The following is a 16,416-nucleotide window of genomic DNA, read 5'->3' on the forward strand; positions in this document are numbered from 1 at the left end:
ATACGAACACTAAAACTTATTGAAGTGCATATTCATGAACAAAACAGGAAAAGCTATTGTATGAACTAAGACCTAAGTCGTAAATCACATCCTAAAGGTTTAACCGAAAATTAAAGGGGAATTTATATTATTGTGAAAGGGCAATTTTGCAGATAGGAAAACTTATTGGCAATGTCCAAATTTATATATCAGGAGGAATAGCAATGACTAAAACAGCGATTATTACAGGTGGAGGCAGCGGGTTAGGCCAAGCAACAGCAATCCGTATGGCTGAGGAAGGTATTAATATTGCGGTAGTGGATGTCAGTGAAAAAGGCGGAAACGAAACAGTTGAACAAGTTAAAGCAAAAGGTGTAGACGCTATTTTTATTAAAGCGGATGTATCAAAAGCGGAAGAAGTAAAAAACTATGTTGATGAAACAATGAAGCATTTTGGTTCAATTGATTACTTCTTTAACAATGCAGGGATTTCCGGCAGCGGGAAATACTATTTAGAAACTACGATTGAAGAAATCGAACAAATTGTCGGCATCAACTTGCTTGGGGCACTTTATGGTGTGCGCTATGTAGCGGATGTAATGCTGAAAAACGGTGGCGGTTCCATTGTGAATACGGCATCAAGTGCCGGTGTAATTGGACAGGACTCCGTTGTTACATATTCGGCAACGAAACACGGGATTGTCGGGTTAACAAGAAGTATGGTAGCGGAGTACGCCAAAGACGGTCTGCGTGTTAATGCAATCGCTCCGGGACCAACTGAAACACCAATGGTAAAAGCTTTTTATGAAGCAAACCCACAAATGAAGGAAAATGCCACAGGCGGAATCCCGCAAAAACGTTTAGGTACACCAGAAGAAGTAGCAGAGCTTGTAACATTCCTGCTAACTTCAAAAGCAGAGTATATTAACGGGGAAGTCATCCGTATTGACGGCGGCTTCACAAGCACGAAGTAAAAAAGTGAAAAGTAAAAGGGCTGCCGGGAAATTTGACTTTCCGGCAGCCCTTTATTGTTTAATTAAAATAATAAATGTGCAATTGCTGCGATAATTGGAATCGAAATGATTGTACGAATTAAGAAAATCATGAATAGATCCCAAAGTTTTAATGGAAGCTTCGTACCTAAAATCAGTCCGCCGACTTCCGACATGTAAATTAACTGTGTAACCGATACTGTCGCGATGAAGAAACGTGTCATTTCAGATTCAATGCCTGCACCTAAAACAGAAGGTAACAGCATGTCCGCAAAACCGACAATCATCGTTTGTGCAGCTTCACCGGCTTCAGGAATTTGCAGAAGCGCTAAAATTGGCTCAAATGGCATTCCTAATATACGGAAGAAGCTAGTAAACTCGGCTAACACTAAAGCGATTGTGGCGAATGCCATAATAATCGGTGTAACCGCAAACCACATTTCCAGTACATTAATAAATCCGTTTTTGATCATTTTACCTAAGTTACGGTTAGAATTGGCTTTTGATAAAGCATTGTGTAATCCAAAAGAGAATACATTATAGCCATCTTGTACATCTTCACGGTTTGCAGGCACTTGTGAGCCATCGATTAACGTATCTGCTTTTTGTTTTAAAGGATAAATACGAGGCATAATGAATGCTAAAATTAATCCGCAAATAATGACAGAAGCATAAAATTCGATGAAGTAATCACCAATGCCTATTGTTTCAACTACTACTAAACAGAAAGTAATCGATACGACCGAGAAAGTTGTCGCGATTGTTGCTGCTTCACGGCCTGTATAGTTTTTTTCTTCATATTGCTTGCTTGTAAGCAATACGCCGATCGTTCCATCGCCCACCCAAGAAGCAAGGCAGTCAATAGCAGAGCGTCCTGGAATTTTGAATAGGGGACGCATAATTTTTACCATCATCGACCCGAAAAATTCAAGTAAACCGAAGTCTGTTAATAAAGGCAACAATAAACCGGCAAATAAAAACAGTACAAACATGAAAGTTACAAGACCTGCCGCCGGATCAAGTAACACGCCTGTTGTCACATCACTTGTTAAACTTTCAGGCCCGATTTGGAAAACATACATACTTGCAAATACAACTGCAAGCACACGCATGATTGTCCAGAACCAGTTCACACGGAATAATGAATCAACGAGTGTACGCTGTTCTGTTTTTTTCGGAATAAATTGCATTACGACAGATCCTGCCGCCGCAACAATAAATACAATGAATGCGAACCAGTGAATGAATGGCTCTACTTTACCTGCCAAAAAGTTTGCCAGGATCGCAATCGGTACTTTTATGCCGTCTTCTGTATTAATCGGTGTGATAAACAGAAATACACCAAGAGCAGAAAGGGCAATAAACAGAAACCAAGTATACGTAGAAAATTTTGTTTTCATATATGATAACCTCTTTGATTGTTAGTTTGAATATTTATACACTATAAAACGTGATTATTCATTTGTCTACTGTTTTACATAAAGATTAATATTTCTGAAAACTATACTGATTAAAAAATGAATATAATTAGGCCGACGAAAAGTTTATATGCAATAAACATCATATTTTTGAAGAAATAAGCTAAAAATGAACCGAATAAAAATGCAAAAGATGAATAAGAGAAAAAAGACGTCTGCAAATCAAAAAATATGCAAACGTCCTTAAAATTATAAATATACATTAATCATTAAAAGTGACAGTATAAAATCTTTCATTTGTTAACCAGTTATCCAGTGAGACGTCACCAGTATCTACCCGTTTTTCCGCGTCTTGAATCATCCAGGCTGTTTGAGAAGCATGTGCCTTTAAAGCTTTTAACTTATCTGCTTTGACGGACTCGATATCGATTGTAACATCCGGCTCACCGTTTTTCTCAACTGTGTCATTCGCAAATGCACAAGCTAAAATTCGAGGTCGGTACTGTTTATCGATACGACGTACCGCTTCGACAACCGCGCGTCCAGTTGCTTCATGATCGGGATGGACAGCAAAACCAGGTAAAAATGTGAAGATTAATGATGGATTCAGCTCGACAATCAAATCATTCACGAGCTTGACCATTTTTTCATCATCTTCAAATTCGACTGTTTTATCACGTAAACCCATCATACGCAAATCACTGATACCCATTGCTTCACATGCTTCCATCAGCTCTTTCCGGCGAATTTCCGGCAATGATTCGCGTGTTGCAAATGGAGGATTTCCTAAGTTTCGTCCCATTTCGCCCAATGTTAAACAAGCATATGTAACGGGAACTCCCATGTTGTGGAATAAGCGTAATGTACCTGCAACTGAAAAGGCTTCATCATCCGGGTGCGGATAAACGACTAAAACGTGACGTTCTTCTTGTAATGTCATATTAGCGACCTCCTTAATAAGCAAATGGCGTTTCGCTGATTTCTAATGCAACCGCCAGCTTTCCAGTATTATCTAAACCAGCCATTAGTAAACGGCCCTCATCGTCCAGTTCGAAATGTGTAATTCCTTGCGCGTAGACCCAGCCATGCGGCATTTTAAGTCCAACACGGTGCGGGGCATCTCCTACCACTTTTCCTAATTCATAGCGTATTTGTACATTGCGGATAAATGCGCCTGCATTGAAAAAGCTTTCATTGTAATGTGTTGCATAAGAGCCGTTTGTAGTTTCTAGATGAATAAAAACGTCTTTGTTCGCAAAAGAATTAATTAACTCCTGGAGCTCGTTAGTATTTACTTCCTTCATCACTCTTATTAACTCCTTTCGAATCTTTCTATTAATAGTATAGTCAAAATATATTCGACTGGGAAACGAAAAAGTCACACAAGAAATGAGTTCCTGTGTGACGCAGCTATATGAAGTACGCCTCGGCGTAATTGCGTCCGGATTCGGCTTTGCGTTGACGCAAAGAATTCCTAGCCGAATCTGTGACATCCGCCGGAGGCAAAACTTCTACTTGTAGAAGTTTTATGCATTATGCTTTAACATAATTTGGAATTGTTGTAACCGTAACTTCAGGTGCACCGAAACGTGGTTTAGCTCCGTGCATTACTGGTCCAACATGCTCATTTAAAGCCCATCCGTGTTTAATCGCTGCTGAAACGAATTCTTTCGCTTCAATAACCGATTCCTCAACAGAAAGACCATTTGCTAAGTTTGCACAAATACTCGCTGCAAAAGTACAGCCTGCCCCATGATTATAAGTAGAAGAAACTTTTTCAGTTTCTAATAATTTAAATTCTACTCCATTATAGAACAAATCAACGGCTTTATCATGTACTAAGGCTTTTCCACCTTTAATTACAACATTTTTTGCGCCTAGCTCATGAATTTTCACAGCGGCAGCCTGCATTTGCTCGATTGTTTTCGGCGTTGTTGTACCTGCCAGCTGTCCAGCTTCGAATAGGTTAGGTGTGACAACTGTTGCATAGGGTAATAAATATTTAATCATGGCTGTCGTATTGCCTGGGTTCAATACTTCATCTTCGCCTTTGCAAACCATTACTGGATCGATGACAATTTTATCTGTACCGGAAGCCTGAATTGCTTTTGATGCCATTTGAATAATTTCTTCAGTTGAAAGCATACCTGTCTTAATGGCATCGACACCTGTTGAAAGGGCTGTATCGATTTGTTTTTGCAATAATTCTGTCGGCAGTGGTGTAACCGAGTGGCTCCAAGTTTTCGGATCCATTGTCACAACAACTGTCAATGCGACCATTCCGTATGTGCCATGTTCCTGGAAAGCTTTTAAATCGGCCTGCATTCCTGCGCCTGCAGAAGTATCAGAACCGGCAATCGTTAAAGTTTTTTTTAGTGTCATAAAGCATATCTCCTTAAAGTGAATATTCGAATTATAATTAATTTAAGTATAACGTTTAGCTGACTATATAAAAATAGCCAGAAAACGAAAAATCTATAATGCCAGAAAAGGTGCTTGCACTTTTACGTCATATTCAATAGCGTTTAAAATGAGGTGGAAATTATGATGAAACAGTTGACGAATAGATGGAAAGATTTATTGGCTCAAGAAGTGGAGCGGCCATATTATAAACAGCTTGTAACATTTTTAGAGCAGCAATATATGGAAGAAACAGTGTATCCGAAGAAGGAGAATATTTTCAGTGCCCTCCAGTTAACGGACTACAATCAAGTAAAAGTAGTCATATTAGGACAAGATCCGTATCATGGTCCGAATCAGGCCCATGGATTGAGCTTTTCAGTTGAAAAAGGGCAAAAGTTGCCTCCTAGTCTAAAAAATATGATGAAGGAACTGCAGCAGGATATTGGCTGCGAAATCCCGGAGCATGGAGACTTAACATCGTGGGCCAAGCAGGGCGTATTATTACTGAACACCGTTTTAACTGTACAAGCAGGAAAAGCCAATTCACATAAAGGGCAAGGCTGGGAACGGTTTACGGATACGATAATTGAAAACCTCGCAAAACGTGAGCAGCCGATTGTATTTTTATTATGGGGAAAACCGGCCCAAAGTAAACGAAATTTAATTGAACGAATTTCAAGCAACCATATTATTTTCCAATCGCCACATCCAAGTCCGTTAAGCGCACATCGCGGTTTTTTCGGAAGCAAACCGTATTCAAAAGCAAACGAAGCACTCCTGTCATTAGGACAACAGCCGATTGACTGGTGCCTATCGAAGAAATAGGGAAACAAGCTAAACTTTTGCCTAAAAGCATGGTAAAGTATTGATAGAAAGAGAGGGAACGGCACATGAAAGTAGATTGCTTTAAATGCCAGCACTTCCGTGTGACATGGGACCAGTCCAATCCGCGCGGTTGCACAGCATATGGCTTTAAAACGAAGCAGCTGCCATCTCTCGTTGTAAAACAGTCTTCGGGAATGGACTGCTTAAAATTTGTACCGAAAAATAGAGAAGGTGGGCAAAAACGATGATTACGTATGAATCGATTGTTAAGCAAATTGAAAAGTTGACATCAGAAGCAGCACACGCGGCAACAGAACAACAAGCCCGTGAAAAGCTTGCGGCAATTCGTGCGCTATGTGATGTCGTTTTAGACGACAAAATCAGTTCGCCAAAACCTGCTTCCATAAATAGCATGAGTACAACAATCTCGTCACCTGTATACTCGCAACCGGTTGCAATTCCAGCACAAAAGCTTGAAGAAGACGACGCAAACGGCGACTCCTTGTTTGATTTTTAACAAAGAAATCAGTATTAGATAAAGAAAGAGGTAAAAGAAATGAAAGGTTCAATTATATCTGGCGCAATCCACGGATTTTTAGCAGTAGCATTAGGTGCCTTTGCAGCACATGCACTGGAAGATATACTCGATGATTACAGTGCCGGGATTTGGGATACAGCAATCCAGTATCAAATGTTCCATGCGACGGCGCTTGTTTTAGTCGGTATTTTAATGTCAAAAGCGGTTTTCGGTGAAGTGAAGCAGTTGAAAATTGCGATGATCTGCTTTAATGCAGGTATTATAATCTTCGCGGGAAGCTTAATGGTATTAGCCTTAACAGGAATCGGTATACTTGGTGCCATTACTCCTATCGGTGGGGTATTCTTTTTAGTGGGCTGGATTATGATTATTATAGCAGTAGTAAAAAAGACTCAATAATACTCGTAGCATATACTTCTTGAAATGGAAGTATATGCTTTTTTTATTATTTTGTTAGGAAAATCAAATCTTTTATCTAAATTATTTGAATTTATTGTATAGTTATAAAGTAAGAGAGTAAAGGGGTAAGGAAAATGGACCAATTATTATTAAAGTTAGAAGAAAATTTTGAAGAGATGGTAATTATCCGACGCTATTTACATGAGCATCCGGAACTATCCCATCACGAAGTACATACACCTGCATACATTGCCAATTTCCACCGTGAACTAGGTTTGGAAGTACGAGAATTTGTTGGAGGGCGCGGAGTTGTAGCCACATTAAAAGGGGCAAAACAAGGAAAGACCGTTGCTTTACGTGCGGATTTTGATGCATTGGCAATTCAGGAGCTAAATGATTTTCCATATAAATCAAAAAATGAGGGAGTAATGCATGCATGCGGACACGATGGTCATACCGCAACATTACTCGTTTTGGCTAAAGTTTTGACAGAAATGCGGGATCAACTGTCCGGCAATATTGTGTTCATCCATCAGCATGCTGAAGAGCTCGCTCCAGGCGGGGCAAAAGCAATGATTGAGGATGGCTGTTTGGACGGTGTGGACGTAATTTACGGAACCCATTTATGGGCACCGACTCCTTTAGGAGAAGTGCTTGTACGGGAAGGCGCCATTATGGCTGCGGCAGACCGATTTGAAATTGTAATCCAAGGCAAGGGCGGACATGGTGCAGAACCACAGCACTCGGTTGACGCAATCGTTGTTGGTGCACACTTTGTCACGCAATTGCAGACCATCGTTTCGCGCCGTGTTGCACCACTTGAATCGGGTGTAGTGACGGTCGGACAATTTGAAGCGGTCAATCCGTTCAATGTCATCGCGGATACAGTAAAAATTCAAGGAACTGTACGTGCCTTTGATGAACAAGTGCGAAAACAGATGAAAGAGGAAATCGAATTATTATTGAAAGCAACATGTTTAGGGATGCATGCTGACTATCGTTTCGAGTATTTCGATGGGTATCCGCCTGTAATCAACCATGCAGCTGAAACACAATTTGTTGCACAAATAGCAAATGAAACACCAGGTGTTGAAAAAGTCACGGTTTGTCCTCCTTTTATGATAGGGGAAGATTACGGCTACTATATGCAGCATGTTCCAGGGACTTTCTTCTTTACAGGGGCAAAGAATCCGGAATGGGAAACGGTATACCCGCATCATCATGCACGCTTTGATTTTGATGAACGGGCAATGCTCATCGCTGCGAAAGTTTTAGGACAGGCAACATTGCAATTTTTACTAAATGAACAACGAGAAGAGGAATCAGCATGAGTGTAGGGAAAAAGTTAAATGCTGCACTAATTATAATGATCATATTAATTTTGATTACAGTAGTGCTTAACTATATGAGTTTAAAAAATATACAGGGAAATATGGATGAAGCAATCGATTACCGGGTAGAGCAAATTCGTTCTGTGGATAAAATCCGTTTTAATGTCGCAATGCAAGGAATGTATGTGCGTGCAATTGTTTTTGACGGCAAAGAAGAATCTGTCGATAGCTTTAAACAATACAACGAATTATTGGATCAGGAGATTGATAATTTAAATAAACTCGTATCAAGCGGTACGATGAAAGAGCTGATGGAACAAGTCGTTAAAAACCGGGATGACTTCAATTACGGTTATCTTGATATGATGGATGCTTTCGAACGGGGAGAACAAAGACTCGCAAACGGTTTTATTAATACAAAGCTGCGCGCGGCGAATGACGGAATGTTCGATGCAACAGCTCAGATGGTCGAATACCAGGAAAAAATGCTCGATGAGATCAACAAGAAAGCAGATGATTCAATCGCCTTTTCTGTTTTAGTTGCCGGTATCGCTTTAGCTATCAGTGTTCTTATTGGCATACTTGTTATGGTATACATACGTAAAACAATTATTTCGCCATTAAATGGTATTGTGAATGAAGCGAATGTTATTGCAGCAGGAGATTTATCGCAGCAAGATATTCTAGTGAAATCAAAGGACGAAATTGGCCAGTTAGGCAACGCGTTCAATTCAATGAAAAATAACTTATCAAACCTGATTAAAAACATTCAGGTTAACTCAGAGCAAGTAAATGCGGCAGCACAGGAACTTTCGGCAAGTACCGAAGAAATTTCGGCGACGACGGAAGATGTAACGGTGCGCGTAAATGATACAGCCGAAAGAGCACAAATATCTGCACATGCTTCAAATGAAAGTGCCCGTGCAATGGAAGAAACAGCTGCAGGTGTCCAACGAATTGCGGAATCAACTCAAAAATTGCTTGGGAATTCGGTTGATGCAACACAGACAGCTAAAGACGGTGGGCAAATTATTTATGATGCCCAACAACAAATGAGCATTATCAGCTCATCGACAAACTCTGTGAATGCTTTAGTGCAAAAGCTGGCACAACAAACGGAAGAAATTAATAATATTTCGCAATTAATTACATCGATTACGGATCAAACGAATTTACTGGCATTAAATGCAGCGATTGAAGCAGCGCGCGCCGGGGAACATGGCAAAGGCTTTGCTGTTGTAGCAGATGAAGTGCGAAAGCTGGCTGAGCAATCGAAATCATCCGCCCATTCTATCGTTAACTTAACACTTGAAATAAAAGCAGATACAGAAAACGTTGAACGTGCCGTATCGGATTCATTAGTTTCTGTGGAAGATGGCGTGAAGATAATTTCACATGCCGGTGAATCGTTTACAACAATCGTAGATGCAGTAACGCAAATGTCAATGCAAATCCAGGAAATTTCAGCTACTTCCGAAGAGCTTTCTGCAAGTGCGGAACAGGTGACGGCATCGGTTAATGAAATTGCCCACAGCTCAAATGAATCAAGCGGTAACTTGGAGATGATCGCGGCAGCAGTAGAGGAACAGACCGCTACAATGCAACAAGTAAATGCAGTGGCCGTATCGCTAAGCGACAATGCACAAACACTCCAACAGGAAATCCAGCAGTTTAAAGTATGATACTTCAAAACGGTACCTTATAAAGGTGCCGTTTTTGCTATTCTTGGGCAACATTCCGTATAAGGTGAAGGGAATTACATTATAGTGAAAGGGTGCTTCTTCTAATAAAAAATTTTTTCTTCTAATATAAATTGATTTGTTCTAATAAAATTGCGATTTTCTAATATATCGTGCAGTTGTTCTAATATCACTTTAAAATGTTCAAATATCGGGGCTCAATCTTCTAATATCGCACCATTTTGTTCTAATAAGCTGTTCATTTGTTCTAATAAAATCAAGGCAAGGCTTTTTGGTACATTAATCTCAGGCAATCCTTGCTCCAGTACACTGTTATTTCTGCCAACTTCTAATATCCGTTCCCGTTCTTCTAATAACCCGCTAACTTCTTCTAATATCACGCTCGAATGTTCTAATAAACCCCTCAATTGTTCTAATAAAATCATTTCACGGCCCCTCAATTCATCTTATAAGCGTTATTAGGCAACAAAAAAAGGCGCTTGATTAGGGCGCCTTACTTTTTATGGTTGCTGTGTAAAGTAACTTAATTCTTCATCGAACTCCGCATAATCGAAGTAAATCATCGGGAACAGGAAGCGATGGTTATTTTTCAAATCGCGTAAAATTACATGGTCACGACCGGCTGCTTCCACAACTCCACGAACCGCCCGCGTATTACTGCCAGCTACCGCATTATCAAATGAAAAATAAAACGTACCTGGTTTCCCTCTGTTTAACCGTAAAATATTCTCGATATAGGATTCCTCACGTGGCATGCCTACTCCTTGCATACCTTGCATCGTTGTAGGCATCGGAACCGTCGCAGGATTCATCTGTTGCATTGGAGACGTCCAATAATAAGTCAATTTTGCATCCTTTCATAAAGAAATTTAATAGACTGCAGTCGTCGGTGCAAGAAACAGTAAACGGAGATATAGCTGCTGTTTCTTTGTTTTCACACTAAGCAGGGCACTTGCATCACCTTTTGCCGCACCGTATCCGAGAAAGAAGGGCGGCATGTAAACCTTTTATTCGAAGTTTAGGCGTTCGATGTGACCTCCTTTTTCGATTTAGTATATGCATCAATAAAAAAAATGAACACCAAAACAGTGTTGTTTTTTGACCAACCAACATACAATAGGATAATTAGTTCGGTTATATGTAATAAGTTTCAATGGAATGGGTAAAGATAAGTAAATAAATGAGAGATTGTTGCCGGTGTTGACGAAAAGCGCGGGAGTGGAACATCATGAAAATAGGGATTTGGTTAGGCATAATCATTAGCGCATTATTGTCCTTTGCGGTCGCAATTTTTTACGAACAGCCGATACATTGGTATTTATTCGTTCTTCTAATCGTCATCGGTTTATTCATTAATACAATCATAATAATTTTAAAAATGCAGGATGATCATACGGTAAAAGATGAGTAGTAATCAATCGACTCATCTTTTTACGTTTCCGGGAAAAAATAAACCCGTTCAACCTTGAAGATACCAAGGCAGAACGGGTTTATAAGTCATTAAATCGCTAACAGTTTTTCCAGTTTTTCATTGTCCAGCAAGTTTCCGACCAGGAACTCGCCGAATTCGCCGTAGCGTGCTGAAACTTCATCAAAACGCATTTCATAAACGATTTTCTTGAATTGAAGCATATCATCAGAGAATAATGTAACGCCCCATTCATGATCATCTAAACCGACAGAACCTGTAATGATCTGTTTGATTTTACCTGCATAGCTGCGGCCGATTAAACCGTGGTCATACATCAATTTTTTACGGTCTTCCATTGAAAGCATGTACCAGTTGTCATTGCCTTCACGTTTTTTATCCATTGGATAGAAGCATACGTATTTTGATTTAGGCAGTTCAGGATATAAACGCGCACGAACATGCGGGTTTTGATATGGATCTTCATCTGATTTACCTGCTAAATAGTTCGATAATTCGACTACAGAAACGTAAGAATACGTTGGAATTGTAAAATCGGCAATCGCCAATTTCGCGAATTTTGTTTCGATTTCATTTAGTTCTTCAGGTGTTTCACGTAAAGTCATAATCATGAAATCTGCTTTTTGGCCAATAATTGAGTAAAAAGCATTCGAACCTGTATCTTTATTTAAGTCTTCTAAAAATGCGATAAATTCTTTTGTAGCGGCTTCGCGTTCTTCAGCCGAAACCAATTTCCATGATGCCCAGTCCATTGAGCGGAAATCATGTAGTGCGTACCAGCCGTCTAATGTAATTGCTGCTTCATTCATCTGTTCAAACACTCCTTGTAAATGAAAATGATTCACAATTAGTGTAGCATAGTTTCAGGAAAAAATATCATTTCACAACTGTAAAATCTGTCAATTCACCAATTTGACATGACTTTAAAATACGGTATGCTAAAGTGAGGAAAAATTAGGCTAGGAGTATAAAATATGAATGATATTTTGCAGCAGACAATATGGCGTTTTATCGATCAGTCAATCAGTGCGAATAAGCGCTCACCGTTAGAGTCCTTTGCAATGGATGATACATTATGTCATCTTGTCGGTCAGAAAATGACCAATTCGACAATACGTACATGGGTTCATCATGACGCAGTCGTACTCGGAATCCAAGATCACCGTTTGCCCTATATTGAGCAAGGGATGGAAACATTGAAAAACAGTGGTTATGAACCGATTGTCCGCAATTCAGGAGGACTGGCGGTTGTATTGGATGCGGGAGTTTTAAATATTTCAATTGTAGTAAATGAGGACAAGCCACTAAGTATTAATAATGCGTTTGAAATGATGGTGGATCTGATACGTCAGTTATTCCCTGAAATTGCAACGAAAATAGAAGCATATGAAATTGTTGGTTCTTATTGTCCAGGTTCATATGATTTAAGTATTGGCGGGCAAAAGTTTGCTGGTATTTCGCAGCGCCGCATGAAAAACGGTATTGCTGTCCAAATTTATTTATGCGTAGAAGGCAGTGGCAGTGAGCGTGCGGAACTGATTAAACGTTTTTATGAAAAGGGTCTGCAAGGCGAGAAAACGAAATTCGAGTATCCGGTTATCAAGCCGGGAGTCATGGCGTCACTTCAAGAACTTACTGGACAAAACGTGACAGTATTCGAAGTGAATGAAAGACTGCGCAATCTATTGAGCGAAAAGAATGGCCAGCTGTTCGAACTGCCATTACAGCAAGAGGAAATGGAATTGTACAATTACTATTTGGACCGCGTGTTCAAGCGCAATGAATCAATGCTAAGTAAATAAATAAAAAGAAGGCGAGGTGCTAATATAGCGCTTCGCCTGAATCATTTAACGATGTTTGGGAAATCAAGTTGCCGTTACGCTCCATTTTGAATGTTGGCGTGGCTTCAGTATCTGTTTCTAAGGCTACTAGTCGTCTTGCGCGGTTCATAATCGAAACAAACTGCTCGTAATCTTCTTTAATCGCTTTATTCTCTTTTTGCAGTGCTGCCAGCTGTTGTTCAAGCTGGTTTTTCTGTTCCGTTAACAGTGAAGTCAATTTGCGCCATTTCAGTAAGTCCTGCTCATTTGAATTCGTATGCTGCAGTTGTACTAAGTATGCAATGACGATATCGAGTGATAAGGCCGATAATGGAATCGATGTTGGCTGATTTTCATTTGACGGCAGTAAGTATACTGGTGTTGTTCTGCGTTTTGTAGCTGTGTTCATCATGCGCATACGTTCTTTACGTTCCTTTTTCGCTTGTGCCAACTCTTCTTCATAAATGCGTCGGACTACGGCATTCCAGCGAAAACCGCATGCTGCTGCTGTTCGGTTCAGTAAATCTCCAGCTTCTTCAAAAGCATTTAATTGAGTACTTCCTTCTTTTACATGGCGTAAAACAGCCTCTGCTAACAGCTCATCATTCTCTTTCACCCATGCATCTTGTCTTGTTTTTGTCATCAAAAACTCCCCCTGAATTAATAATAGTTTTGTTGTTGTAAATCTATCATGTCCAAAGGCGAAAACATTTATTCAATATATCGTAAAATGTTGCTAGAATAATGAGAAATATGTTCCTAGCAGAACTTTGGCCGGAATTGCTAGGATAATGCTTGAATGAAATAAGTAAAATGAGATACAATAGCAAATAGGTTAAAACAGCGAAAATAGCTCATAGAGAGGTGTTGACACTATGGCAAACTTATTCCACGTTTGCGATGAATGTCAGGCCGTTAATTTAAAGACGTTAATTCCAAAATTAAAGGAAATTGATCCAGAAGCAACGATTGAAATTGGCTGTCATTCATACTGTGGCCCGGGCCGCAAAAAAACATTTACATTTGTAAATAATCGTCCAGTTGCCGCATTAACTGAAGAGGAGTTAATGGTAAAGGTACTCGACAAATTGAAAAAGTAACAGCGTAAAAAGGACGCGTTCTGAAGTATTTCAGAACACGTCCTTTTTGCGTTTTCGGCGGATTCATTTCTATTTCAATGGTATCTCACTTATAATGATGTTAAGAGATAAGGAGGTGGGCTATGTGATGACATATGCAAAAACAAAACTGCAAGAGGAAAAAGTTTTTAAAGACCCTGTCCATCGCTATATTCACGTTCGGGATCAAGTCATTTGGGATTTGGTCAAAACAAGAGAATTTCAAAGACTGCGCCGTATCAAGCAGCTTGGTACGACGTATTTAGTGTTCCACGGAGCTGAACATAGCCGATTCAATCACTCATTAGGAGTTTATGAAATTGTCCGTCGTATTGTGGATGATGTTTTTAAAGGAAGAAAAGAATGGGATGATTCCGAGCGGTTACTCGTATTATGTGCCGCATTACTGCATGATTTGGGGCATGGACCATTCTCGCATGCGTTTGAAAATGTATTTGAAACAGATCATGAATATTTTACACGCCAGATTCTGCTTGGGGATACAGAGGTAAATACCGTACTCCGCCGAGTGGCAGATGACTTTCCTGAAAAGGTGGCGCAAGTAATTGAAAAAACGTATCCAAATGAATTGGTTGTCAGCCTGATTTCCAGTCAGATCGATGCTGACCGTATGGATTATCTGCAGCGCGATGCGTATTATACAGGTGTCAGCTACGGTCATTTTGATATGGAACGCATCATGCGTGTTATGCGTCCGCGCGATAATGGCGTCGTAATAAAAGAAAGCGGAATGCATGCAGTCGAGCACTACATTATGAGCCGCTACCAAATGTATTTGCAAATATATTTCCACCCGGTATCGAGAAGCGCGGAAGTTGTGCTGAATCATATTTTAAAACGTGTGAAAGTGCTGTGCAAAAATGATTATCTATTTAAAATCGAGCCGACACCTTTTATATCTTTTTTCAAAGGGAATATCACATTGGAAGACTATATTGCACTTGATGAAAATATCATGATGGCCTATTTCCAGTTTTGGATGGAAGAGGACGATGAGATTTTACGTGATTTATGCAAGAGATTCGTCAACCGGAAATTGTTCCAATATACGAATTTGAATCCTTACAAGCAGCCGGAAGTATATGCAGAGCTGCAACGTTTATTTTTACAGGCGGGCATTGACCCGGAATATTATTTAGTGCATGATTCTACATCAGATTTACCGTATGACTTTTACCGTCCGGGCATTGAAGGGACGAAGAAGCCGATTTATCTGCTAATGCAGGATGGAAAGCAGCATGAACTATCGGAGGAAAGCCAAATTGTTGAAGCAATTGCCGGTCGCATCAAAGTGGACCATAAAGTGTATTATCCCGAAGAGCTATTTACAGACGAGCGGATTCCAGTAGAATTGCGCAACGAAATTAAACAGCTGATTGATGAAATTTAATATGAGCAGGAGACCCCTTGGGGAAATAGGCGGGAAAACTCCGATTAATTACAGCATCAAATTCAAAAAAACACCTCACTTATCCCTGGAGAAAAGTGAGGTGTTTCGTATTTATTTAGTAACTGAAATTCAGCGCTGCCCAACCATTACTGGTCGCTGTAGCGTACGCCACCTTTTGCAAAGTGGTTTTTAGACATTTCTTCAATAATGATTGATACATTTTCTACTGGTGCGTCTACTGTTTTAGAAACAGCTTGTGTCACTTCTTCAACGAGTGCACGTTTTTGTTCATCTGTACGGCCTTCAACCATTTTAATTGTAACGATTGGCATATAGTCGCCTCCTAGTTAAAATATAGTGTATAGTATTTATATTAGCGTATTTGGAGGGATTTACAATGGCAAATGAAGAAAAATCGAAACCAAAAATGGGTTTTACGATAATAAAAAATGATCCTACCGATGGGCATAAAGGATTCGGTATTGGTTCACTTTCATTGGAAAACGTTTCGCCGGTCATTGTCGATGTCACGGAAGGAACAGCAGTTGTCGATATCGGAGCAATGCATGCGAAAAGTGAAGTGGAGCGCGGCATTAAGTTTACGATGAACCGTGAAGACTCTGCAGGCGGAAAAGACTACTGGCTTGTATGGGTAACAATTGACCATAAAGAATCCGGTGCCTATTTTGCCGGTGTAACGGCATGTGAAATGGTCGTAAACCGTGAAAAACGCCGTGGCTACAAAATCTTGGCGGACCATGTGAACAAAATGGATAAATCGATGAAGCGCCACATTATTGTCGACCATATGGATGAAGCTTCAAAGAAAATATTGGCCGACTTCCTGAAAAGCCACAATGAAGAAATGTGGAACAACAGTGAAGAAAAATTAAGACAGGATTTAGCATAATACTGGGTTCTTTAACGAAATCTATATTTTATAAGAAATATTACACAATTCAGTGAACAATATGTGACATTTCAAAAACTACAAAAATCCGTGGTTGAAACTGGTTCTAAAAGAAAGTAAACTGAATTTAAAGCTTGCGAAAT

21 protein-coding genes are annotated in these 16,416 nt (G+C 39.8%); 12 read left to right on the forward strand and 9 right to left on the reverse strand.

Annotated features, from left to right (window positions below; translation table 11 throughout):
- The first annotated feature begins 203 nt into the window (after positions 1-203).
- The gene (locus MKY51_RS02395; protein WP_339175069.1) at positions 204-953 is read left to right on the forward strand and encodes an SDR family oxidoreductase; all 750 of its coding nucleotides are present in this window, start codon (positions 204-206) and stop codon (positions 951-953) included.
- Between the two features lie 62 nt (positions 954-1,015).
- Here the strand turns inward: MKY51_RS02395 and MKY51_RS02400 are convergent, their stop codons facing one another.
- The 4 genes from MKY51_RS02400 to thiD all read right to left on the reverse strand — a co-directional run bounded on the left by MKY51_RS02400 (position 1,016) and on the right by thiD (position 4,771).
- Positions 1,016-2,371 carry a YjiH family protein gene (locus MKY51_RS02400; protein WP_339175070.1) on the reverse strand — a complete coding sequence of 452 codons (1,356 nt, stop codon included), beginning with the start codon at positions 2,369-2,371 and terminating at the stop codon, positions 1,016-1,018.
- A 280-nt stretch (positions 2,372-2,651) separates the two neighbouring features.
- Positions 2,652-3,329: a bacillithiol biosynthesis deacetylase BshB2 gene (gene bshB2 / locus MKY51_RS02405; protein WP_339175071.1), complete on the reverse strand. Its 678-nt coding sequence runs from the start codon at positions 3,327-3,329 to the stop codon at positions 2,652-2,654.
- Between the two features lie 13 nt (positions 3,330-3,342).
- Positions 3,343-3,693 (reverse strand): YojF family protein, encoded by a 351-nt coding sequence (locus tag MKY51_RS02410; protein WP_339176560.1) that lies wholly within the window; start codon positions 3,691-3,693, stop codon positions 3,343-3,345.
- 229 nt (positions 3,694-3,922) lie between these two features.
- A complete protein-coding gene (thiD, locus tag MKY51_RS02415) occupies positions 3,923-4,771 on the reverse strand; it encodes a bifunctional hydroxymethylpyrimidine kinase/phosphomethylpyrimidine kinase (protein WP_339175072.1) in 849 nt (282 codons plus the stop codon).
- 165 nt (positions 4,772-4,936) lie between these two features.
- Here thiD and MKY51_RS02420 point away from each other — a divergent pair, with 165 nt between their 5' ends.
- The 6 genes from MKY51_RS02420 to MKY51_RS02445 all read left to right on the forward strand — a co-directional run bounded on the left by MKY51_RS02420 (position 4,937) and on the right by MKY51_RS02445 (position 9,567).
- Positions 4,937-5,617 (forward strand): uracil-DNA glycosylase, encoded by a 681-nt coding sequence (locus tag MKY51_RS02420; protein WP_339175073.1) that lies wholly within the window; start codon positions 4,937-4,939, stop codon positions 5,615-5,617.
- A gap of 65 nt (positions 5,618-5,682) precedes the next feature.
- Entirely contained in the window at positions 5,683-5,865 is a 183-nt protein-coding gene (locus MKY51_RS02425) for a uracil-DNA glycosylase (protein ID WP_339175074.1), read from the forward strand.
- The gene (locus MKY51_RS02430; protein ID WP_339175076.1) at positions 5,862-6,134 is read left to right on the forward strand and encodes a YwdI family protein; all 273 of its coding nucleotides are present in this window, start codon (positions 5,862-5,864) and stop codon (positions 6,132-6,134) included. Before MKY51_RS02425 ends, MKY51_RS02430 begins: the two co-directional genes overlap by 4 nt.
- A 39-nt stretch (positions 6,135-6,173) precedes the next feature.
- Complete coding sequence (locus MKY51_RS02435; RefSeq protein ID WP_339175078.1) at positions 6,174-6,554, forward strand: DUF423 domain-containing protein; 381 nt, start codon at positions 6,174-6,176, stop codon at positions 6,552-6,554.
- 134 nt (positions 6,555-6,688) lie between these two features.
- Positions 6,689-7,885, forward strand: a complete 1,197-nt coding sequence (locus tag MKY51_RS02440) for a M20 family metallopeptidase (protein ID WP_339175079.1) — start codon at positions 6,689-6,691, stop codon at positions 7,883-7,885.
- Entirely contained in the window at positions 7,882-9,567 is a 1,686-nt protein-coding gene (locus MKY51_RS02445) for a methyl-accepting chemotaxis protein (protein ID WP_339175080.1), read from the forward strand. The genes MKY51_RS02440 and MKY51_RS02445 overlap by 4 nt, the downstream gene beginning before the upstream one ends.
- 215 nt (positions 9,568-9,782) lie before the next feature.
- Here the strand turns inward: MKY51_RS02445 and MKY51_RS02450 are convergent, their stop codons facing one another.
- Positions 9,783-10,010, reverse strand: a complete 228-nt coding sequence (locus tag MKY51_RS02450) for a hypothetical protein (RefSeq protein ID WP_339175081.1) — start codon at positions 10,008-10,010, stop codon at positions 9,783-9,785.
- 75 nt (positions 10,011-10,085) lie between these two features.
- Positions 10,086-10,406: a spore coat protein GerQ gene (gerQ, locus tag MKY51_RS02455; protein ID WP_339175082.1), complete on the reverse strand. Its 321-nt coding sequence runs from the start codon at positions 10,404-10,406 to the stop codon at positions 10,086-10,088.
- A 407-nt stretch (positions 10,407-10,813) separates the two neighbouring features.
- On the opposite strand from gerQ, the gene MKY51_RS02460 reads away from it, so the two are divergent.
- Entirely contained in the window at positions 10,814-10,996 is a 183-nt protein-coding gene (locus tag MKY51_RS02460) for a hypothetical protein (RefSeq protein WP_339175083.1), read from the forward strand.
- A gap of 89 nt (positions 10,997-11,085) precedes the next feature.
- On the opposite strand, the gene hemQ is transcribed toward MKY51_RS02460, so the two are convergent.
- Positions 11,086-11,823 carry a hydrogen peroxide-dependent heme synthase gene (hemQ, locus tag MKY51_RS02465; protein ID WP_079524598.1) on the reverse strand — a complete coding sequence of 246 codons (738 nt, stop codon included), beginning with the start codon at positions 11,821-11,823 and terminating at the stop codon, positions 11,086-11,088.
- A gap of 165 nt (positions 11,824-11,988) precedes the next feature.
- Between hemQ and MKY51_RS02470 the strand changes: the two genes are divergently transcribed.
- Entirely contained in the window at positions 11,989-12,816 is an 828-nt protein-coding gene (locus MKY51_RS02470; protein WP_339175084.1) for a biotin/lipoate A/B protein ligase family protein, read from the forward strand.
- Positions 12,817-12,835: 19 nt separating this feature from the next.
- Here the strand turns inward: MKY51_RS02470 and MKY51_RS02475 are convergent, their stop codons facing one another.
- The gene (locus MKY51_RS02475) at positions 12,836-13,477 is read right to left on the reverse strand and encodes an RsfA family transcriptional regulator (RefSeq protein WP_339175085.1); all 642 of its coding nucleotides are present in this window, start codon (positions 13,475-13,477) and stop codon (positions 12,836-12,838) included.
- 232 nt (positions 13,478-13,709) lie between these two features.
- Between MKY51_RS02475 and MKY51_RS02480 the strand changes: the two genes are divergently transcribed.
- Both MKY51_RS02480 and MKY51_RS02485 read left to right on the forward strand, forming a co-directional pair.
- Positions 13,710-13,934, forward strand: a complete 225-nt coding sequence (locus tag MKY51_RS02480; RefSeq protein ID WP_008404549.1) for a DUF1450 domain-containing protein — start codon at positions 13,710-13,712, stop codon at positions 13,932-13,934.
- Between the two features lie 127 nt (positions 13,935-14,061).
- On the forward strand, positions 14,062-15,363 hold the full coding sequence (locus MKY51_RS02485) for an HD domain-containing protein (RefSeq protein ID WP_339176561.1): 1,302 nt from the start codon (positions 14,062-14,064) through the stop codon (positions 15,361-15,363).
- A gap of 146 nt (positions 15,364-15,509) precedes the next feature.
- Here MKY51_RS02485 and MKY51_RS02490 read toward each other — a convergent pair whose 3' ends face one another.
- The gene (locus MKY51_RS02490; protein WP_079524602.1) at positions 15,510-15,695 is read right to left on the reverse strand and encodes a 2-hydroxymuconate tautomerase; all 186 of its coding nucleotides are present in this window, start codon (positions 15,693-15,695) and stop codon (positions 15,510-15,512) included.
- 65 nt (positions 15,696-15,760) lie between these two features.
- On the opposite strand from MKY51_RS02490, the gene MKY51_RS02495 reads away from it, so the two are divergent.
- Complete coding sequence (locus tag MKY51_RS02495; protein ID WP_339175086.1) at positions 15,761-16,273, forward strand: YwhD family protein; 513 nt, start codon at positions 15,761-15,763, stop codon at positions 16,271-16,273.
- Positions 16,274-16,416 lie beyond the last annotated feature (143 nt).

It is taken from the genome of Solibacillus sp. FSL R5-0691, assembly GCF_037974225.1.
Taxonomy (GTDB): domain Bacteria; phylum Bacillota; class Bacilli; order Bacillales_A; family Planococcaceae; genus Solibacillus.